The 21,345-nt window shown below is 40.0% G+C and carries 18 protein-coding genes; 13 read left to right on the top strand and 5 right to left on the bottom strand.

All coding sequences use genetic code 11. The annotated features are described in order from the left end of the window. Positions 1 to 172: 172 nt before the first annotated feature. Entirely contained in the window at positions 173 to 655 is a 483-nt protein-coding gene (locus LPB86_RS07800) for an ORF6N domain-containing protein (protein ID WP_230642201.1), read from the bottom strand. Positions 656 to 1,201: 546 nt separating this feature from the next. On the opposite strand from LPB86_RS07800, the gene LPB86_RS07795 reads away from it, so the two are divergent. From LPB86_RS07795 to LPB86_RS07760, 8 genes are all read left to right on the top strand, one after another. Continuing rightward, positions 1,202 to 2,080: an ABC transporter permease gene (locus tag LPB86_RS07795; RefSeq protein ID WP_230642200.1), complete on the top strand. Its 879-nt coding sequence runs from the start codon at positions 1,202 to 1,204 to the stop codon at positions 2,078 to 2,080. Then, positions 2,080 to 2,304, top strand: coding sequence for a DUF3098 domain-containing protein (locus LPB86_RS07790; protein ID WP_230642199.1), 225 nt, complete (start codon positions 2,080 to 2,082; stop codon positions 2,302 to 2,304). The genes LPB86_RS07795 and LPB86_RS07790 overlap by 1 nt, the downstream gene beginning before the upstream one ends. A 4-nt stretch (positions 2,305 to 2,308) precedes the next feature. Beyond that, the gene (locus LPB86_RS07785) at positions 2,309 to 3,103 is read left to right on the top strand and encodes an undecaprenyl-diphosphate phosphatase (RefSeq protein WP_230642198.1); all 795 of its coding nucleotides are present in this window, start codon (positions 2,309 to 2,311) and stop codon (positions 3,101 to 3,103) included. A gap of 24 nt (positions 3,104 to 3,127) precedes the next feature. Further along, positions 3,128 to 3,862 carry a tRNA pseudouridine(55) synthase TruB gene (gene truB / locus LPB86_RS07780; protein WP_230642197.1) on the top strand — a complete coding sequence of 245 codons (735 nt, stop codon included), beginning with the start codon at positions 3,128 to 3,130 and terminating at the stop codon, positions 3,860 to 3,862. Further along, entirely contained in the window at positions 3,837 to 4,700 is an 864-nt protein-coding gene (locus LPB86_RS07775; protein ID WP_230642196.1) for a YitT family protein, read from the top strand. Before truB ends, LPB86_RS07775 begins: the two co-directional genes overlap by 26 nt. Before the next feature lie 9 nt (positions 4,701 to 4,709). Next, positions 4,710 to 5,660 (top strand): bifunctional riboflavin kinase/FAD synthetase, encoded by a 951-nt coding sequence (locus LPB86_RS07770; protein ID WP_230642195.1) that lies wholly within the window; start codon positions 4,710 to 4,712, stop codon positions 5,658 to 5,660. 105 nt (positions 5,661 to 5,765) lie between these two features. Then, positions 5,766 to 7,994, top strand: coding sequence for a cation:proton antiporter (locus LPB86_RS07765; protein WP_230642194.1), 2,229 nt, complete (start codon positions 5,766 to 5,768; stop codon positions 7,992 to 7,994). Next, entirely contained in the window at positions 7,991 to 9,031 is a 1,041-nt protein-coding gene (locus LPB86_RS07760) for a DUF2157 domain-containing protein (protein WP_230642193.1), read from the top strand. Before LPB86_RS07765 ends, LPB86_RS07760 begins: the two co-directional genes overlap by 4 nt. Before the next feature lie 13 nt (positions 9,032 to 9,044). On the opposite strand, the gene LPB86_RS07755 is transcribed toward LPB86_RS07760, so the two are convergent. Together LPB86_RS07755 and uvrA are read right to left on the bottom strand one after the other, a co-directional pair. Beyond that, entirely contained in the window at positions 9,045 to 9,671 is a 627-nt protein-coding gene (locus LPB86_RS07755) for a LysE family transporter (protein ID WP_230642192.1), read from the bottom strand. A 15-nt stretch (positions 9,672 to 9,686) separates the two neighbouring features. Further along, positions 9,687 to 12,488, bottom strand: a complete 2,802-nt coding sequence (gene uvrA / locus LPB86_RS07750; protein ID WP_230642191.1) for an excinuclease ABC subunit UvrA — start codon at positions 12,486 to 12,488, stop codon at positions 9,687 to 9,689. A 269-nt stretch (positions 12,489 to 12,757) separates the two neighbouring features. Here uvrA and LPB86_RS07745 point away from each other — a divergent pair, with 269 nt between their 5' ends. The 4 genes from LPB86_RS07745 to recA all read left to right on the top strand — a co-directional run bounded on the left by LPB86_RS07745 (position 12,758) and on the right by recA (position 15,530). Then, entirely contained in the window at positions 12,758 to 13,336 is a 579-nt protein-coding gene (locus tag LPB86_RS07745) for an RNA polymerase sigma factor (protein ID WP_230642190.1), read from the top strand. A 108-nt stretch (positions 13,337 to 13,444) separates the two neighbouring features. Next, positions 13,445 to 13,639, top strand: coding sequence for a hypothetical protein (locus LPB86_RS07740; RefSeq protein ID WP_230642189.1), 195 nt, complete (start codon positions 13,445 to 13,447; stop codon positions 13,637 to 13,639). 62 nt (positions 13,640 to 13,701) lie between these two features. Then, a complete protein-coding gene (gene nth / locus LPB86_RS07735) occupies positions 13,702 to 14,388 on the top strand; it encodes an endonuclease III (protein ID WP_230642188.1) in 687 nt (228 codons plus the stop codon). Between the two features lie 128 nt (positions 14,389 to 14,516). Then, positions 14,517 to 15,530 carry a recombinase RecA gene (gene recA, locus LPB86_RS07730; RefSeq protein WP_230642187.1) on the top strand — a complete coding sequence of 338 codons (1,014 nt, stop codon included), beginning with the start codon at positions 14,517 to 14,519 and terminating at the stop codon, positions 15,528 to 15,530. Between the two features lie 58 nt (positions 15,531 to 15,588). Here recA and LPB86_RS07725 read toward each other — a convergent pair whose 3' ends face one another. Both LPB86_RS07725 and tsaD read right to left on the bottom strand, forming a co-directional pair. Further along, a complete protein-coding gene (locus LPB86_RS07725) occupies positions 15,589 to 15,810 on the bottom strand; it encodes a hypothetical protein (protein ID WP_230642186.1) in 222 nt (73 codons plus the stop codon). A 16-nt stretch (positions 15,811 to 15,826) separates the two neighbouring features. Then, the gene (gene tsaD / locus LPB86_RS07720) at positions 15,827 to 16,828 is read right to left on the bottom strand and encodes a tRNA (adenosine(37)-N6)-threonylcarbamoyltransferase complex transferase subunit TsaD (RefSeq protein WP_230642185.1); all 1,002 of its coding nucleotides are present in this window, start codon (positions 16,826 to 16,828) and stop codon (positions 15,827 to 15,829) included. Positions 16,829 to 16,899: 71 nt separating this feature from the next. Here tsaD and LPB86_RS07715 point away from each other — a divergent pair, with 71 nt between their 5' ends. Further along, complete coding sequence (locus LPB86_RS07715; protein ID WP_230642184.1) at positions 16,900 to 21,333, top strand: translocation/assembly module TamB domain-containing protein; 4,434 nt, start codon at positions 16,900 to 16,902, stop codon at positions 21,331 to 21,333. The last annotated feature ends 12 nt before the right edge of the window (positions 21,334 to 21,345 follow it).

Here is a 21,345-nt window from a genome sequence, read left to right as displayed (position 1 = left end):
AAATTAAGAAATAAAGGGTGTATCAGAAAGGTTATCCAAAGAAATCGGAATTTAACCAGTCTTAACGCAACCTTGTTTAATCAATAAACCTGAGTGGTCAAATTTCATTAGGGGCCTTCAATCGCATTTCAGCATGGTATCGCAAAATGCGATACCATGCTGAATAGGTTAATTAGGCTGATTTGCCTTTTCTCTTAAAACCTATTTCGGCTCTTGGTTCGCTTTCATTTTCAATGAATTTACTTAAATAAGTAAACAATACATCTATCTTTTCATCCTGCTTTATCAGTTTCTTTTCAACTTGCTCCACAAGTAGAGATACATCTTTATGTAGCAGTATAACCTCTCTTAACTTCACAAACACCTCAATATTACGTATACTCATTTGTATTGCCCTCTCACTCTTCAATACATTTGATAGCATAAGCACGCCATGTTCAGTAAATACATATGGAAAAGCCCCTCCAAGTACCTGTTTAGAAGGTATCGCATTTTGCGATACCATGTTTTCTACTTCTTGTTCGGTTAGTTGCATCATAAAGTTTTCAGGAAACCGCTCCTTATTACGCTTTACCTGCTCTCTTAAACGGATAGGCTTAACACCATAAAGTTCAGCAAGATCTCTATCCAGCATCACTTTCTGATCCCTAATCATATAGATCTTGCTTATTACTACTTCATCAGGTACGATTACTGTTTACATCGCTCATATTACAGATTTATCTATATTATATAATTTTTATTCCCTAAATTTAAATATAAAAATCATAAAGAACAGCTTAAATATTTATAATTTTGATAAAAGCATAGTTTGGGAGTCATTAGCATTTTTGGAGATCACCGATTTTGACCTCCAGTGGATATCTGATAGAGACCTTCTTTGTAAGGCCAAATCCGTATTAGACAACACCTAAGTTGCAGGGAGGTTGTTGTAAACAACAGCGCATCAAGTGCGGATAGAATGCGGATAGAGTGCGGATAGAGTGCGAGAAATTATCGCACTTGCCCCGCTTGTTATGCGCTTGTGATTTGTCCCTCACCCCCTTGTGTTTCCTGTACAGTCCCTGCAAGCTCCCCGGAACCAACATAGTTCCAAAAGCCCTGGATGCTTAGGCATAATCAGCAGCATTCAAGATAAAAGCCATTTAATTTATTTTACTGGCTTATATTTTTTATTTTCGCAATTCATAAATAAACATACATGGAAGAATTTGAAGTTAGCAACGCAGCTAAAAAAACCAAAACCATATACATATCAACCATATTTAGCATTACCCTGGTATTGCTCATGTTAGGTATGCTGGGTTTAATTCTGGTGCATGCAAAAAACCTTTCTAACTACGTAAAAGAGAACATTGTATTAAACATCATTGTAGATGAAGGTGCTAAGGAAACTGATGTACTGGCATTTAAAAATGAGTTAAACGCCAACCCGGCGATAAAGCAAACCCAATATGTAAACAAAGAGCTTGCTGCTAAGAACCTTACGCAAGACCTGGGCGAAGACTTTGTAAACTTTTTGGGCTATAACCCACTGCTCTCCACGGTAGATGTATATTTAAAAGCAGATTATGCCAACAACAAAAGCATCGATGCCTTAAAAAGCGCTATCGCCAAAAACCCCGTAGTTAAAGAAGTAATTTATCAAAGTTCTTTAATTGACATGGTTAACAAAAACATCAATGCCATTAGTATCGTTATTCTTGGCTTTGCCGGTATTTTGATTGTGATTTCTGTTGCCTTAATTAACAATACCATTCGGCTGGCTATCTATTCGCAGCGCTTTTTAATCAAAAGCATGCAATTGGTGGGTGCTACCAAAAACTTTATCCGCAGGCCTTTTGTACTTCTTGCCGCATTGCATGGGCTTATCGGTGCCTTTATCGCCGTGATTATGTTACTGGCCATTTTATTTTATGCACAGCAGGAAATTCCGGAAATTATCATTTTAAGAAACCCGGTTGAGTTTGGCTTTGTACTGTTATTTTTAGTAGGAATAGGTATCTTTATCACCGCTATCAGTACCACACTTGCCGTTAGCAAATATTTACGTTTAAAAATTTACGACCTTTACAGATAATGATAGAGAAAAAAACAGCTCCGGCACAACAGGAGAAAAAAAGTGAACTGGTGTTCACCAAACAGAATTACCAGTTGCTGATCATCAGCATCATCATTGTTATTGTAGGTTTTGCTTTAATGAGCGGCACAACAGACATCTACGACTTCAGAAAAACCACCCTGGCACCAATGGTAGTCTTATTCGGCTTCGGATTTGGAGTTTACGCTGTACTCAAAAAGTAACTAAATGAACGTTGTACAAGCCATTATCCTTGCCATTATAGAGGGGCTAACTGAATTTTTACCTGTATCTTCTACAGGCCATATGATCCTTGCCTCTTCCTACATGGGCATTGCATCAGACCCATTTGTGAAACTGTTTACAATTGTGATCCAACTTGGGGCCATCCTTTCTGTGGTGGTTCTCTACTTTAAACGCTTTTTTAAATCGCTAGATTTCTACTACAAATTGGTGGTGGCTTTTATCCCGGCAGCCGTTTTTGGATTGCTGCTGAGCGACAAAATTGACGAACTACTGGAAAGTCCGCTTACCGTTGCAGTATCTCTTGTTGTTGGCGGGGTAATCCTGCTTTTTGTAGACAAGTGGTTTAATAAAGCCATTATTCACACCGAAGAAGACATCAATTACCTTACTGCCTTAAAAATCGGCTTCTTCCAATGTATTGCCATGATTCCAGGTGTATCCAGATCAGGAGCCAGCATTGTAGGCGGGATGTCTATGAAATTGAGCAGAAAAGCGGCAGCAGAATTTTCATTTTTCCTGGCCGTACCTACCATGGTTGCTGCTACAGGCAAAAAATTATTGGACTTTTACAAAGAAGGACACACCATTACAAGTGATCAGTTTCAGGTATTGGCGGTGGGCAATGTTGTTGCTTTCATCGTTGCTTTACTGGCCATCAAAAGTTTTATTGGTTTCCTAAATAAATACGGATTCGTAGCCTTCGGCTGGTACCGTATTGTTGCAGGCTTAATCATCATTGCGCTGATCTACAGTGGTCATAGCATGCAAATTATATAATTGCCTTTTATTTTAGCTTAAGTTTTGAACAAAGAAAAATTACAGGAAAGCACTTTCAATTTTGCAGAAGGTGAACTATTACTGATCAACAAACCGTACGAGTGGACCAGTTTTGACGTAGTGGGCAAGATCAGAAATTCGTTGAAACCGCTGAAATTAAAAGTAGGTCATGCCGGGACTTTAGATCCGCTGGCTACAGGCCTCCTCATCCTTTGTACAGGTAAGCTAACCAAACAGATCGATACCTTTCAGGCACAGGAGAAAGAATATACCGGCACCATGATTTTGGGCGCAACTACGCCTTCTTTTGATTTAGAAACGGTGGTAGATCAGGAATTTTCTTTGGAAGGCATCACAGCAGATCAAATCTATGCAGCCACAGCTCCTTTTACAGGTGTAATTCAACAATATCCACCTCAACACTCAGCAGTTAAGGTAGATGGAGAACGTTCTTATTTAAAAGCCAGAAGAGGCGAAGAAACTGCAGTAAGACTGCGTGAAGTGACGGTTTCCGAATTTGAAATTACCCGCATAGCATTGCCCGAGGTCGATTTCAGGATTGTTTGCAGTAAAGGAACTTATATCCGCTCGCTGATTTCTGATTTTGGTAAACAACTTCATAACGGCGCTTATTTGTCTAAGTTGGTCCGTACCCGCAGCGGAGATTTTTTATTGGAAAATGCATTTGAGGTTGCAGATTTAGTTGCTTACCTTAGGGACAAAAGAGAGAAAGATGCGCGACAAACGGAAGCCCAGTAACCTCAACTTCGCAAAAAACACTATACTAGTCATCTGTGGCGTAATATCAGCCTGCTTTGGCCTCAAAAGCTTTTTATTACCCAGCGAATTTATTGATGGCGGGGTAACAGGAATTTCACTGTTGGTGAGCAACCTTACCGGTTTAAAACTCCCTTACCTGATTGTACTCATCAATATCCCTTTCGTGATCCTGGGTTACAAACAAATCAGCAAGACTTTTGCCATTAAAACGTCCATAGCCATTGCCGGATTGGCCATTGCCCTGGTATTTCTTCCCTTTCAGCCCGTAACGCATGATAAATTATTGATTGCCTTTTTCGGCGGACTTTTTTTAGGTGGTGGAATAGGCCTGGCCATGCGTGGTGGATGTGTAATTGACGGAACGGAAGTTTTAGCACTTTATTTAAGCAGAAAAAGTACACTCACGGTCGGCAACATCATCCTCATTTTAAACATTGTCATTTTCTCTTTTGCAGCCTGGTTAATTAACATTAACACGGCACTATATGCCATATTAACTTACCTCTCTGCTTCCAATACCATAGATTATATTATTAACGGGATTGAACAGTACACAGGGGTCACCATTATCTCAGACAAAAGCGACAGCATTAAAAAGTACATTATGTACAAAATGAAACGCGGTGTTACCGTTTATAAAGGCGAAGGCGGTTATGGCGTAAAAAGAGACATCGACATATTATACACGGTAGTCACTAAACTTGAGATGAGCAAGCTGCAGACTGCCATACGACAAATAGATCCCGACGCTTTTGTGATCCAGCAGCAAATTGCGGACATACGCGGCGGAGTAGTAAAAAGACAGGCACTACATTAATTATTGGTTTTGAAAATTTATCATTCCTTATCCGAGTTTAAAAAGCTGGATTGCGCAGTAACCACCATCGGCACATTTGACGGCGTGCATTTCGGTCATCATAACATTATCAAAAGACTCTGTGAACTTGCAAAAAACACACAGGGCGAAAGTGTAATTCTCACCTTTTTTCCTCATCCACGCCTCATTATTGAGCCCGAGAACCAGGATTTAAAGATGATCAATACCATTGTAGAAAAGGCAAAAATCCTTGAAGAACTTGGCGTCGACCATTTGATCATTACGCCTTTTACCAGAGATTTCTCTAACCTCAGCGCGGCCGAATATATTAAAGACATCCTTGTAGATACCATAGGTACCAGGCATATTATTGTGGGCTACGACCACCGTTTTGGCAAGAACCGTGAAGGTGGTATGCCAGAGCTGGAGCAATATTCTGGCATATATGGCTACGATATTGAAGTCATACCTGAACAAGATATCAATGATGTTGCCGTAAGTTCTACCAAAATACGCAGTGCTTTAATGGCGGGTGATGTGGCCCTGGCCGCAGAATATCTGGGCTATCATTTTTCTATCAGTGGTCCGGTAATTAAAGGCGATAAAATTGGCCGTACCATCGGTTATCCAACAGCAAATATCTTTGTACAGGAAACCTATAAATTGATTCCCGGTGATGGCATATATGCGGTTACGGTAGAAATACCAACCAGCGACAATCAGCATCTGGTATATAAAGGAATGGCTTATATTGGCCAGCGACCAACCATAAACGGAATGACCCGAAATATTGAAGTAAACATCTTTGACTTTGATCAGGAAATTTATGGACAGCACATTACCATGACCTTTTTAAAGTTCCTGCGTCACGATGTAAAATTTACCGGACTGGAGGCTTTAAAAGAGCAGCTAAAACTAGACAAAGAAAACACGCTGGCCTTCTTCAATTCCCGCTCTTAAAATGTAAGTATACGCACTTAAAGGTGCGCAGACTGCTAAGTAACGAGCTTTTTATGCAAAAAAAGCAGGTATTTTTCATATATTGGCAACAAACACAATTTGCCTATGATTCATTTACCGGTACTTATTGCAGACTTAGGATTGATACTTGCCGCAGCGGGTGTAACTACATTACTTTTCAAAAAGATCAAACAACCGCTGGTATTGGGCTATATTCTTGCCGGCTTACTGGTTGGGCCGCACATTAAATTCCTGCCTACCGTAACCGATAATGAAAGTGTACATATCTGGGCAGAAATTGGTGTTATCTTTTTATTGTTTAGCCTTGGTTTGGAATTTAGTTTCAAAAAACTGGTTAAAGTAGGTGGCTCGGCCTCCATTACCGCTATTGTTGAGGTAGTCTCTATGCTCCTGATCGGCTTTGTAGCGGGTAAAGCCATGGGTTGGGCTACAATGGACAGCATTTTTCTCGGCGGTATTTTATCCGTCTCTTCTACAACCATCATCATCCGCGCTTTTGAAGAGCTGGGTGTAAAGCATAAAAAGTTTGCAGGACTGGTTTTCGGGGTACTCATAGTAGAAGACCTGGTGGCCATTTTACTCCTGGTGCTGCTTTCTACCCTTGCCGTAAGTCAGCAATTTGCTGGTCTGGAAATGGTATTCTCCATCTTAAAATTATGTTTCTTCCTGGTGCTCTGGTTTATTGGCGGCATATTCCTTGTCCCCAGTTTTCTCAAAGCCACTAAAAAACTAATGAACGATGAAACGATGCTGATCGTTTCCATTGCCTTGTGTTTATTAATGGTGATGTTAGCCGTAAAAGTTGGTTTCTCTCCTGCCCTTGGTGCTTTTATTATGGGCTCTGTATTGGCAGAAACCACCCAGGCCGAAAAAATTGAACACCTCACCAAATCCGTTAAAGATTTGTTCGCAGCTATCTTCTTTGTTTCTGTAGGGATGTTGATTGAACCGGGAATCCTAATTGATTATGCGGTACCTATCCTGGTGATTACCATCGCTACAATTTTAGGTAAATTCTTAAGTTCAGGACTTGGTGCCCTTGTCTCCGGTCAGCCTTTAAAAACTGCGGTGCAAACCGGAATGAGCCTGGCACAAATCGGTGAATTCTCTTTCATCATCGCAACCCTTGGGCTCACCTTAAAAGTAACCAGTGATTTCCTTTATCCCATTGCAGTGGCTGTTTCGGCAATTACCACTTTTACCACACCCTATTTAATTAAAGCTTCAGAGCCCTTTTATCAGTTTTTAGCACGTAAACTACCGCAGAAATGGGTAGAAGCCATTAACAGATATAGCTCCAGTACAGCGGGAATTACCACCATGAGCGATTGGAAGACTTTCCTGAAATCGTACACCATTAATACCATTATCCACTCGGTGATCCTGATTGCCATCATATTCCTGGGTACGCAGTATTTGCAACCTTTTATTACTAAAAACATCATAAATGGCAATAAAGGCAGCATCATCAGTTTAATTGTCCTACTGGCCGTTATGGCACCTTTTTTATGGGCATTGGCCATCAAAAGAATAGAGCGTAAAGCCTATTCCCAATTGTGGCTAAACAAGAAATACACGCGGGGCCCGCTGATTGCATTGGAAGTATTCAGGACTGCACTAGCCATATTTTCGGTATGTTTCCTGATCTTTCAATTTTACAATACCTGGATCTCTACGGTCATCGCACTGACACTGATTATTTTAGTGATGGTTATTTTCTCCAGAAAGCTGCAGGCTTTTTACGACCGCCTGGAAAGTCGCTTTTTTTACAACCTTAATGCCCGGGAAGAACAGAACAAGCAGCCCGAGATTTTACCCTGGGATACACACTTAACAGAATTAACCGTTTCACCAGAATCAAAGCTAGTGGGCAAATCTCTTGTTGAGCTCTCCGTAAGAGAAAAATATGGTGTAAACATTGCCTTGATTGAAAGAGGGACAAAAATGATTCCTACCCCATCACGTGATGAGCGTTTGTATCCAAATGATAAAGTATTGCTGATTGGTACGGATGACCAGCTTGCCGCCATTACGGAACTGTTTGAAGGTTCTTCAGATGAAAATCAGGAGAGCTATTTCCCAAAAAAAGACATGACCCTGCAAAAGATCGTCATCAACAGCAGTTCTCCGGTTTTTGCGCAAACCATTCGTGATTCGGGCATCAGGGAGCAAACACAAGGATTGGTGGTAGGTATAGAGCGCCAGGGCAAGCGGATTTTAAATCCAGATTCTAACCTGGTCTTTGAAAACGACGACATTGTGTGGATTGTTGGCAACAACAAAAAGATCCCCGACTTGTTAAAGAAGACATGAAAATAGATCAGGAGAAGAGCGACTTTTTAGATGAAATGCTTGAGCACTGGAAAGATGAACAGTTGCTTAAACCAGATCAGGTTGCCAGACTTAAAGCCAGCTATGAAGCCAAATCTTTTGACTGGCGGAGGCTGGCACAGTATTCTTTCTGGATTGCAATGGCCTGCGGGGTAATTGCCCTGGGTGCTTTGCTGGTAGACAATACCATTCTCCTTTACTTAGAAAAACTATACGATACCCCTGACGGTATCATTAGCCTGTTGTCATTTCTGGCTGCCGCAGCTTTGTACTGGAGGAGCTTTAAAAGGAAGAAGTCATCTCCAGAGCAAGTGTTTAGCAATGATGCCATCATTTTTACTGCCGTGATGTTAACAGCCAACGGTATTGCCTATTTGGGTAAGGCCATCGGTAACGGGGGCACGCATTTCTCCCTGCTCATTCTATTTTCTGTATTTATTTACGGAATTCTCGCCTACCTCTTCAAATCAAGGCTAATCTGGGTATTTGTACTCATTTCTCTCGGTGCCTGGTTTGGAACAGAGACGGGTTACCTTTCCAGGGGCAATTTATATTTCCTGGGGATGAACTACCCTCTACGTTTCGCGCTCTTCGGTTTGCTGCTTACTGCAACCTCGGTACTGCTCCGCAAGTCAAAATTCTTCCAATATTTCCAGATGACAAGCTACATCTGTGGCATGGTCTATCTTTTTGTATCCTTATGGCTCATCTCTGTTTTTGGTAATTTTGGCACCTTAGATCAGTGGTACGGCATTAAGCAAATCACATTATTCTACTGGGCAATCATCTCTGCGGCTTTTTGTGGCATCAGCATCTTTGCAGGTTTAAAGTTCAGAGATGAAGTAGCCAGGGAATTTGGCATCACTTTTTTATTTCTGAACCTCTACACCCGTTACTTCGAATATTTTTGGGACAGTTGGCACAAGGCTTTATTTTTCTGCGTACTGGCGGCATCCTTCTGGCTCATTGGCAGAAAAGCGGAAAAAATATGGAACCTGGAATTTTTAAAGAAAGATTAGGGATAAGTATTAATTACTGGCGGATAAAATGCACGTAAATTACTTTTCCGATATGATAGGCCGAAAGTGTAAAAAACAAAATTGCAATGCTTTTATTGATGATGTAACTGCTTAGCGTAAACTTTTCCTGAATGTAACCGGCAAAGCGCGCAAAACCATATAAGGCTATGGCTGCACCAATTCCGGAGCCAATGCTAAACACGCCTAATGACAGGTAACCAATATTGATCCATTCATGAGAAATGAGGTAAGTACCCAGAAAAAGCCAATATGGAATTTGCATAGGGTTTAGAATGCCAAGCAACAGGCCATAGCGGATGCTGTCTTTATTGTCTGTAGTGTCTGTATTGGGCATTTCTTTTCTGGAACGCCAGGTTACCACGCCCAGTATCAGAAAAACAAAAATCATTGCAATATCAATGGTCTGCCCCAGCTTAACCGTACTGGATAACCATTGTACAAAGCGCATCACGGCAAAAGTAAATACCATTTCTACCAGGCCAAAGGCAATTATAAAAGAATAAGCCTGTTTTAAGCCCTTGTTAATGGTAATCTGAGCTACAGTTAAGTTGATATTACCTGGGGGGATGTAACCAATGGCATTACATACAATCCCCAGGAAAAAGGTTAGAAATAGCATGGACGAAGATACATTTTATTTCAAATGTGCTTTTAAATACTTTCCGGTATAAGAGTCTTTTGCTTTCAGCAAATCTTCTGGCTTACCTTCAAAGACTACATTGCCCCCCTTATCACCACCTTCCGGGCCAATATCAATTACCCAATCGGCAGATTTAATCATGTCCATATTGTGCTCAATCACCAGAATGGTATTGCCTTGTTCAACCAGGGTATTCAATGCAATCAAAAGTTTTTTGATGTCATGAAAATGGAGTCCGGTAGTAGGTTCATCAAAAATGAACATCGTTTTATTGGCATTATTGCCCTTAATTAAAAAGGAAGCCAGTTTAATACGCTGCGCTTCACCTCCAGATAAGGTATTGGAAGATTGGCCCAGATGAACATAGCCCAATCCAACATCTACCAAAGGTTGCAGCTTGGCTAAAATTTTAGGTTCAGTGGCAAAAAATGTTACAGCATCTTCTATGGTAAGTTCCAGGATATCAGCCACATTTTTATCCTGGTAAGTCACATCAAGCACATGCTGTTTAAACCTGCGCCCCGCACAGGCTTCACAAGGCAAAAAGATATCAGCCATGAACTGCATTTCTATCTTCACCTCTCCTTCACCCTGGCAAACGTCACAGCGCCCGCCTTCTACGTTAAATGAAAAGGCTGCTGGCTTTAAGCCGGCCGCTTTAGAAGCAGGCAAAGCGGCAAACAAGGCCCTCACATCGTCCCATGCTTTAACATAGGTTACCGGGTTTGAACGGGATGATCTGCCAATCGGATTCTGATCTACCATCTCTACCTGGCTCACCAAATCATAATTCCCATAAATCCCATCATAAGCCCCCGTTTGCTCACCAGCGTAGTTACCGATGGCCTTTTGCAAGGCAGGGTACAATATTTTTTTAACAAGACTGGTCTTTCCAGAACCAGAAACACCACTCACTACGGTAAAAATTCCCAATGGAAATTTTACATCAATGTTTTTAAGGTTGTTTTCCCGGGCCCCTTTTACCAGAATATGATCAGCCCATTTTCTGCGTTGGGCAGGAACTACTATATTTTCCTTCCCAGAAAGATACATTCCGGTAAGGCTTTTTTTATCCTTAATAATTTCATCATAAGTGCCACTAAACACGAGGTTACCACCATGAGTACCTGCTTCTGGCCCAATATCAATGATATGATCTGCCGCACGCATCATCTCCTCTTCGTGCTCTACCACAATTACGGTATTACCCACATTGCGTAAGGACTGCAATACTTCAATGAGTTTATTGGTATCACGCGGATGCAGTCCGATACTCGGCTCATCCAGCACATAAATGGAACCAACAAGGGAACTTCCCAGGGAAGTAGCAAGATTGATGCGCTGTGACTCTCCGCCAGAAAGGGTATTGGATAAACGGTTTAAAGTTAAATACCCTAAACCAACGTTATTAAGATATAAAATCCGGTTCTCAATTTCGGACAGCAGGCGTTTAGAAATCTTTTGATCAGTCTCTGACAGGTTCAGGTGTTCAAAAAACTCGCCAATTTTTGCCAAAGGCATCAACACCACATCAATGATAGATTTACCGGCAATTTTTACATAAGAGGCATCTTTACGCAGGCGCGAACCCTTACAATCGGGACAAACGGTTTTTCCGCGGTAACGCGAAAGCATTACCCGATATTGAATTTTATAGGTTTGCTCTTCCAGTTCTTTAAAGAAATCATCCAGTCCCGCAAAGTATTTATTTCCTGTCCACAACAAACGCTGTTGCTTTTCAGTCAGTTCGCTATAAGAACGATGAATCGGAAAGTCAAATTTATCTGCGCTCTTGATCAGTTTATTTAACCATTCGCGCATTTTTTCACCACGCCATGGTGCTATGGCACTATCGTAAACACTTTTGCTTTTATCAGGAATAACCAGGTCTTCGTCAATGCCAATTACATTACCATAACCTTCACATCTTTTACAAGCCCCATACGGATTGTTAAAGCTAAAAAAGTTTGGTGTAGGCTCTTCAAATTTGATCCCGTCAAGTTCAAATCGATCGCTGAAGGAAGTTGTTGTACCATCATGGGCGACAAAGCAATCCCCCCGGCCTTCAAAAAATGCCGTTTGCACAGAATCTGCAATCCGGCTTAATGTTTCCTCTTCCTGGTTTACAACAATCCTGTCAATTAATATCTTTACGGTAGACTGATCACCAAGTTCCACATCGTTAAAAGCCTCATCTTCCAGAATGGTCTCAATCTTCTGAATTTCATCATTCAGGTAAACCCTTAAAAATCCCTTTTGCAGCAACACCGCCAGTTCCTCCTTAATAGAACGTGTATTGTGCGGATGTAAAGGACAGGAAATAATAATGGTTTCATCCTCACCTAAAGCGGTGATAAACTCTACAACACTGGTTACGGTATCCTTCTTAACTACTTCGCCCGATTCGGGAGAATACGTTTTTCCGATTCTGGAAAACAGCAGTTTAAGGTAATCATAGATTTCTGTTGAAGTACCTACGGTAGAGCGTGGATTTGAAGTAATTACTTTTTGCTCAATGGCAATGGCAGGGGCAATACCTTTAATGTAATCTACATCAGGCTTATTCATCCTGCCCATAAATTGCCGGGCATAGGCAGAAAGACTTTCTACATATCTTCTCTGGCCTTCAGCATATAAAGTATCAAAAGCCAGGGAAGATTTCCCCGAACCCGACATGCCTGTAATGACAACAAGCTGGTTCTTTGGAATGGCCACATCAATGTTTTTAAGATTGTGTACCCTGGCGCCTTTTATGATGATATTTTTATGTGGATCTTTTTCGATTTCCTTACTCATTTATCTATGGATAGATTACTGCAAATATAACCCAAATAACGCAATTATAGTTTTTTAAAGGCCGCAAGAAATTGGGGCCTCACAGGAATTTAAAAAAAATTAACACTTTAATAATTGGATTCTATTAAAAAAAATGCTTCTTTTGAATAAATCAAACTAACTAACATTTTTATCCACCCCCAAACCTCATAGGAGAACACTATCGATAACACATTTACATAGGTATTTTTTAACAAACGGAAAAAGAGCATTTTAGCATGAATACTCCTATGAAATTACAGTTAGACAGTGATCAGGATTTAGTGACGTTATATATTAACGGTGATGAATCTGTTTTGGAAGAACTTATTAGAAGGCACAAATCTAAAATATACACTTCCATTTATTTACTGGTAAAAGACCAGTATCTGGCAGAGGATATTTTTCAGGACACCTTCATAAAAGTCATTAACACCCTGCGTTCGGGCAAATACAATGAAGAGGGTAAATTTTTACCATGGGTATTACGGATCTCCCACAATTTAGTTATCGATCATTTCAGAAAAGAAAAGCGCAGTCCGGTTATGGTGAGTGCAGACGACGATAACGATGTATTGAGTATGGTACCCATCCATGAAGAAAGTGCTGAAGACAGGATACTGAGAAACCAAACTTATACAGACCTGCAAGCGATGATTCATCTACTTCCTGAAGACCAGAAAGAAGTTTTGATTATGCGTCACTATGCAGATTTAAGCTTTAAAGAAATTGCGGATTTAACAGCTGTGAGCATCAATACTGCACTGGGAAGAATGCGCTATGCATTGAGCAACTTACGTAAAATGATGAAAATAAAAGAGGTGAGTTGAGGTTGGAAAAGGGGAATTTCATTTTATGTTAAAAACAATTTTAAGCACCTAAAATAAAAGGTAAATTAATACGTTAAATACATAACAATCAAAAACCTCTGTCTGCTTATGATAACAATTTCTACCACAACTATTCACAACAACCAGCTTCAAAAAAACTCAGAAATTTTGAGTGTTGAACTTTTTGAAGAATCTGAAGAAGCATTTTACGACAGCATCAGGCTTGACCTCGATTTGCTGATTAGAGTTCCAAAAGAAGAAACCATAGATCGTATTCTTGCTTATTCCAGGGCAAAAATTTAAATGAATCAGGCCGTATCGAGAAGATATAGGCCTGATTTTATTTTTCTATGCTATCTTTGCGCATGACCAAAAAAGAAAGGTATCAGCTTTTCGTTGCTCATTTTTCTGCAAAACAACCGGATGCAGAAACAGAGCTTCATTATCATAATCCATTTCAACTGCTGATTGCTGTGATCTTGTCTGCACAATGCACAGACAAAAGAATCAATATGATTACCCCGGCCTTATTTCAACGTTTTCCAACACCGGCAAGTTTGGCAGAAGTTACGCCTGATCTGGTTTTTGATTACATCAGAAGTGTAAGTTATCCGAACAATAAAGCCAAACACCTGGTAGGTATGGCTAATATGCTGCTAAATGATTTTAACAGTGAAGTGCCCTCTGATATTGATGAACTGCAAAAATTACCTGGGGTGGGCCGTAAAACGGCAAACGTAATTGCATCTGTGGTATATAACGCTCCTGCTATGGCGGTAGATACGCATGTATTCAGGGTAGCCAACAGACTGGGCCTAACCAATGGAAAAACACCGCTTGCGGTAGAAAAAGACCTTGTTAAAAATTTACCGCAGGAAGTTATACATGTAGCCCACCACTGGTTGATCTTGCATGGCCGCTACGTTTGCGTTGCACGTTCTCCTAAATGCAACATTTGCGAGATTACGCACATTTGCAGATACTTTAATAAAATTGTGCTTCCGGCTAAATTAATTAGCGAAAGCAAAAATCAGCATATGATTAAGCTATAAGGTACGATAATAAATTTGTATAATCCAAAACAAACCACTACTTTTGCTAATATTATTAGCTGTTATAATAATTACACAATTGAATTTTAACAAAAAATATTCTATATTTACGCATATACGTTAACGAAATGAATCCAAACGCAGAGAAATTAAAAGCATTACAACTTACGCTTGATAAGTTGGAAAAATCTTACGGTAAAGGCGCTGTAATGAAACTTGGTGATGCAGCAATTGAATCTATAGAGGCGATCTCCACAGGTTCTATTGGCTTAGACATTGCTTTAGGTATAGGCGGCGTGCCTAAAGGCAGGGTAATTGAAATTTACGGACCGGAGTCTTCTGGTAAAACTACCTTAGCCACTCATATTATTGCTGAAGCGCAAAAGAAAGGTGGAATGGCTGCATTTATTGATGCGGAGCATGCCTTTGATAAATTTTACGCAAAAAAGCTTGGTGTTGATGTAGATAATCTATTGATTGCACAGCCTGATAACGGAGAACAAGCTTTAGAAATTGCAGAAAACCTGATCCGTTCTGGCGCTATTGATGTAATCATTATTGACTCTGTTGCGGCATTGGTACCTAAAGCAGAGATTGAAGGTGAAATGGGTGATTCTAAAATGGGTCTTCAGGCTCGCTTAATGTCACAAGCTTTGCGTAAGTTAACCGGAACAATTGCTAAAACAGGATGCTGCTGTATTTTCATCAACCAGTTGCGTGAAAAAATCGGGGTAATGTTTGGAAATCCTGAAACCACTACTGGTGGTAACGCACTTAAGTTTTATGCTTCTGTACGTTTAGACATCAGAAGAACTTCACAGATTAAAGATGCGGACGAAGTTTCCGGAAACAGGGTAAAAGTAAAAATTGTTAAAAATAAAGTTGCTCCTCCTTTCCGACTGGCAGAATTTGACATCATGTTCGGCCAAGGGATCTCTAAAGTAGGAGAAATCATTGACCTTGGTGTAGATTTTAACATCATCAAAAAAGCTGGCTCATGGTTCTCTTATGGAGATACTAAACTGGGACAGGGACGTGATGCTGTTAAAACTTTATTGCTGGACAATCCTGAACTTGCTGACGAGATTGAAGCTAAAATCAGGGTAGAGGTAACAGGCGAAAAATTAGAAGAGAAAAGCTAAGTGCTAAATCCTTTTACAAACGAAAGGCTGCCGGTGTGTACATCGGCAGCCTTTTTGTTTATCGGTAGCTGGGAGACTGTGATTTGAGCGTTGCGCCTTCTCCTGTCTCCATAAAATTGATATCGTACTTTAAAATAGAATACAGGGCAATCAAGGCCATGGCCACCAATACCAGCAAGCCCAGGTAATTTCTGTTTTTATCTTTTTTGATCATCCAAACCACAAAAACAATTAAGGGGATGAGCATTAACCCAAAAAATATATAACTCGCTGCATTCATAATCTATAATTAAATATTAAAACTCCATTCTTGATGCAGGCGCCACATCCTGGCCTACAAAATCATTTTTCATAAACTTATAATGCCCCGCAATGGCAATCATAGCCGCGTTGTCGGTACAGTATTCAAAAGCGGGAATAAATACATTCCATCCTAACTTTTTAGCCTCTTCCTGCAAGGTAGCGCGCAGTCCACTATTTGCTGATACACCGCCCGCAATGGCAATATCCTTAATCCCATATTCTAATGCAGCCTTTTTTAGCTTGATCAGTAGAATATTCACAATGCTGTGCTGAACGGATGCACAAATATCATCCAGGTTTTCCTCAATAAAGTTAGGGTTTTCTTTTACTTTGTCCCTGATAAAATATAAGATAGCGGTTTTGAATCCACTAAAACTATAATCAAAGTTCTTGATCTGCGGCACAGGGAAAGTATAAGCAAGGGGATTCCCGTTTTTTGCATGCTTGTCTATCAAAGGTCCACCAGGATAAGGCAAATTCAGGATCTTGGCCGTTTTATCAAAAGCTTCTCCCGCTGCATCGTCCATCGTCTCTCCTATAATTTCCATCTGATCAAAATCCCTCACAATCACAATCTGTGTGTGTCCACCAGAAACAGTGAGACATAAGAATGGAAAAGTAGGTTTTGGATCTTCAATAAAATGGGCCAGAATATGTGCATGCATATGGTTTACAGCAATCAAAGGCAGATCAAGCGCCAGTGCAAATGATTTTGCAAAAGAAACCCCCACCAATAAAGCACCCAATAAACCAGGACCGCGTGTAAAAGCTACTGCATTGATGTCCTTTTTACTTACATTAGCATCGATTAATGCTTGTTGCACAACGGGAATGATGTTTTGCTGGTGTACCCTGGAGGCTAACTCTGGAATTACACCACCATAATTTTGATGAATAGTTTGGTTTGCGATAACATTGGCAGTAATTTTGCCGTTGTTACAGACAGCAACTGAAGTTTCATCACAAGAAGATTCGATAGCAAGTATTACAGACACAGTTATTATTATTAAGCTACAAAAATATCAAAAAACTATTAAAAATACTTCTTTGGTTTATTGCATCCATTTTGCTGCTGGTTGCAATTGTCTTATTCTCCCTGCAATTCAGGCAGGTGCAGACTTATGTAGCTAAAAAGGCAACAGCTTACCTTTCCAAAGAGCTTAATACTACCGTTTCTTTAAAAAGCATTTACATCAAACCTTTTAAATCTGTTGTACTGGAAGATTTATTGGTACTGGACTTACAGAAGGATACTTTATTGAGTACACCGAAGTTTTTGGTAGACCTGAATGTCTTTTCTTTAAAGCAGCGGCTTATTGATGTAAACACCATTCAACTCAACAATGGCTCTTTTTTCCTCAAATCTTATAAAGATAAATCTACCAACCTGGATTTCATCATAGATTATTTCAGCGGTTCTGACACGACTACTAAAAAAACAGCGCCTAAGGGCAAGCCGTATACCGTTACTTTTGACAGGGTGATATTAAACAACATCAGCTTTAAATACAAAAACCTAAAATATGCGGATACGGTGATGAATGAAGTAAATTTCGACGATATCCAGCTTACACAGCTTAACGGGATTTTCGAGAACCTGAACACTTCAGACTATATCCTGCAAGCCAACATTAAAAATCTGAATTTCAAAGAGAAAAGTGGTTTTTACCTTAAAAACCTTTCCGCTTTTACCACTATAGACACCAATAAAATAGAATTGGAAAAACTGTTACTGGTTACTAACCAGAGCAGGTTAAGCGACTACTACCTGATGCGCTTTAGCAGTTTTAGCGATTTTAATGATTATGTGAACAAGGTAAGGATGAAAGGCAGGTTCAAAAACAGTCACCTTTCTTCAAGAGATGTCGCTTATTTTGCGCCTGAACTGAGTAAAATGAAGCTGGACATTGATATTGATGGTGAAGTTACTGGCCTTGTAAACAATTTAAAAGCCAAAAAGCTTTCTTTAAAAGCGGGTAAAGCAACTTATATTAAAGGTGATTTTGCCTTAAAGGGCCTTCCTGATTTAGAGGAAACTTTTATGGACCTTAAAATTGACATGGCCGGCACCAATAAAAAGGACCTTGATGCCTTGTTAAGCAGTACCACTGGTAAACGGGTAAAACTGATCCCTAACATCGTCAACAAATTTGGCAACATCAATTTTAACGGCTCCTTTACTGGCTTTCAAAATGACTTTATTGCTTATGGTGAGTTTAAAACCAAATTGGGAAGATTGGTCTCGGATGTAAACATGAAGATCAATAAAAAAGGTGTGCCAGCTTACTCTGGAAATGTAAAAACCTACGACTTTAATATTGGCGACTTGCTGGACGAAAAAACACTCGGCAGGGTTACCGCAGCGGTTAACATAGAAGGCAGGGGTACAGAGATTAAAGACCTGAAAGAAAAAATAAATGGCGACATCACCTATATAGATTTTAACGACTACCGTTACCGAAATGTTAAGCTAAACGGTACGTTTGATCAGAAATTCTTTGAGGGCAGCCTCAGCATTAACGATAAAAATGTACAGTTGACTTTTGATGGCGGCGTAAATTTAAATCCAACATTACCTGTCTTTGCTTTTAATGCCACCATTAAAAACGCAAAGCTTAAAGCCCTTAAACTATTTAAGGACTCTTTGAAAGTGGACGCTGTTTTTAGCACTAATTTTTCTGGCAATAACCTGAACAACATTCAAGGAAAACTCTCTATTGAAAAGATCAGGCTAGACAATGTTAAAGGCATTTACAACATTGATTCGGTACAATTACGAGCCCGTGGCCTGGGTATTGACAGGGAGCTTACTGTAGAATCGGATATTTTTGATGCCAGCATTAAAGGTCAATACGATTTAAATACACTTCCTTCTTACTATAAAGCTTTGGCAAAAACCTATGTACCTTCCTTAAAGACGGACATTGTAAAGTTTGGGGAACAGAATTTCCAGTTTGACCTTAGGATTAAACGTTTTGAACCCATTGCGGAACTTGTGGCTCCCGGACTTAATATCGAAGATCAGGCGATACTGATTGGTAATTTCAATTCGCAACAAAATATTGCTACGCTAAACGGGTTTGTAAAGAAAATCACCTACAAAGGCATCGTAGTTAACAACCTGATCCTGGACGAAAACACCAACAATAATCAGCTGCAGGCCATTATTACCTCAGACCGTGTAGACCTCAACGATAGTTTATACATCAAGAACGTCAACATCTCCAACATTTTAAGAAATGACAGTCTCGCGCTCAACTTAAAGTTATCCAACGCTGATGACGTGAACCAGTTGGATTTAAACGGCCTGGTAGAGTTTTCTGCAGATACCACAGCTAAAATCAGCATCCTGCCTTCTATCTTAAAAATCAACAGTGAGGAATGGGCCATTCAGGAAAAGGTACGCATCAATTTTAACGACTCTAAAACCGAAATCAGCAATTTTGACCTCAGTAATGGCATACAGAAACTGACCATTGATGGGATTTTATCTGATGACCCTGAAGACATGCTAACTGTTGGCTTTAATAACTTTAGCCTGAAAACGCTTAATCCTTTTGTGAAAACACTTGGGGTTACGCTTGGAGGAAACCTAAACGGAAAAACCCAATTGAGCAACCTGCTTAAGTCTCCCGTGGTCAAAGACGATTTAAAGATTGATTCGTTAACCTTCAATGACACCTATATTGGGAGCCTGATTGAAACCTCTTCTTACGACCAGGACAAAAATGTGGCTAATATTTTTACCCAAATCTTAAATGCCAACAAGGAAACTTTTAAAATTGAGGGGAGCTTAAATTTGGCTGATAAGCTGATTGATTTGGGTGTAAGTATGGATGATAGTGAACTCACCGTACTGGAACCTTTTGTAAAAACACTGGTATCGGACTTAAAAGGGAATATCAATGCGGACTTAACAGTTAAAGGCCCATTTTCTAAACCTGAGATCAATGGGTCGTTATCACTGGAGAAAGCACAACTTACCGTAAACTATCTTAAAACCAGATACACCATCTCTGATGATGTTGCTGTTGAAAATAGTGTAATTAAAATCAACGACCTTAAACTGAAGGATATTGACAACAATGAAGCCATAGCAAATGGAACGGTTGATCTTAACAACATTGACAATCCTGATTTAGACATTAATGTTGATGCCACCCGGTTTATGGCCTTAAACACAACAGCTAAAGACAATGCGATTTATTATGGGCAGGCCTACGCTACGGGTAACTTTAAATTTAAAGGGCCTACTAACCGCATGTTTATTGGTATTGATGCTAAAACGGAGAAGGGCACTGTATTTAACTTGCCTTTAAACAGCTCTGAAACAGTGACCAGCAAAGATTTCATTACTTTTTTGAGCAAAGATACCGCCAATACCGTAAAAAAAGCCACCAGCTTTGACGGTTTAACAATGAGCTTTAAACTGCAGGTTGACCCCAACAGTACGGCCAATATTTATACTACACTGGGCAACCTTAGCGGCAAGGGAAATGGCGACCTGAACCTGGAAATTAATAGTCTGGGTGATTTTGAAATGCAGGGCGATTACATCATTGAATCTGGTAGTTTTGATTTCACAGCACAGGAGGTTATCAATAAAAAATTTACGATCCGTCAGGGTGGAACCATCCGCTGGACAGGCAATCCTACTGCAGCACAAATTCAGCTTAAAGCCATTTATGCGCTCAGGGCAAACTTAAGTGATTTATATACGGCAGCAAACCGCGACCGGAGTAGCAATGCAAATGAACGGGTATCTACAGAAGTAGAAATGGGCCTATCCGGCTTACTCTTAAAGCCAGATATTAAACTGGATATCTTTTTCCCTTCCAACCCTGCCATTAAAGAAGAGCTGCAGGCTTATTTTAATGATGAGAACAACCTGAACCTTCAGGCTTTTAGTTTGATCATTAGAAGGAGTTTTGCACCTGGTACAGGTGCGGCAAATTTGGGCGAGCAATTGACCTCTGGTGTAACGAGTACGGCCACTGAACTGCTCTTTAATCAGTTTAACAATGTGCTTTCTTCTTTAAACCTGGACTTTGTAGACATCAACATCAGGTCTTTAAGTGAGGCCAATGCTTCTTTTAAGTTTTTTAACGACAGGATCATTTTGAATGCGGGTATTGTAGACAGAAGAAGTACGAGTGACCTCTCACCTATTGGGTTTACCAAAAATAATGTGGGTAGCGAGGTAGAGATTCTGGCCCTGATTAAAAAGGATGGAAGTTTAATTGGTAAGCTGGCCAATAAGCCACCAACGCAGCAAAGTATTTTTACCAATTCTGGTATTAACCAAAATACCAATGTCACTTCATTGGGTCTGATTTACACGCAACAGTTTGATAACTTCAGGGAATTTTTGCAAAAGATAAGCGGTCAGTACAAACGGAATCAAAAGAAAAAGCAGGAGGAAGAGGCTAAAAAAGATGCCATTCCACCTGCTCAACGCAAAGACATGATCATTGAAACATTAAAGAAGAGCAAAAAATAACTTTGCTCTTCT

It is taken from the genome of Pedobacter sp. MC2016-14, assembly GCF_020991475.1.
GTDB lineage: Bacteria > Bacteroidota > Bacteroidia > Sphingobacteriales > Sphingobacteriaceae > Pedobacter.
The sequence above is the reverse complement of the archived record's forward strand: the minus strand, read 5'-3'. Positions and strand labels throughout refer to the sequence as shown.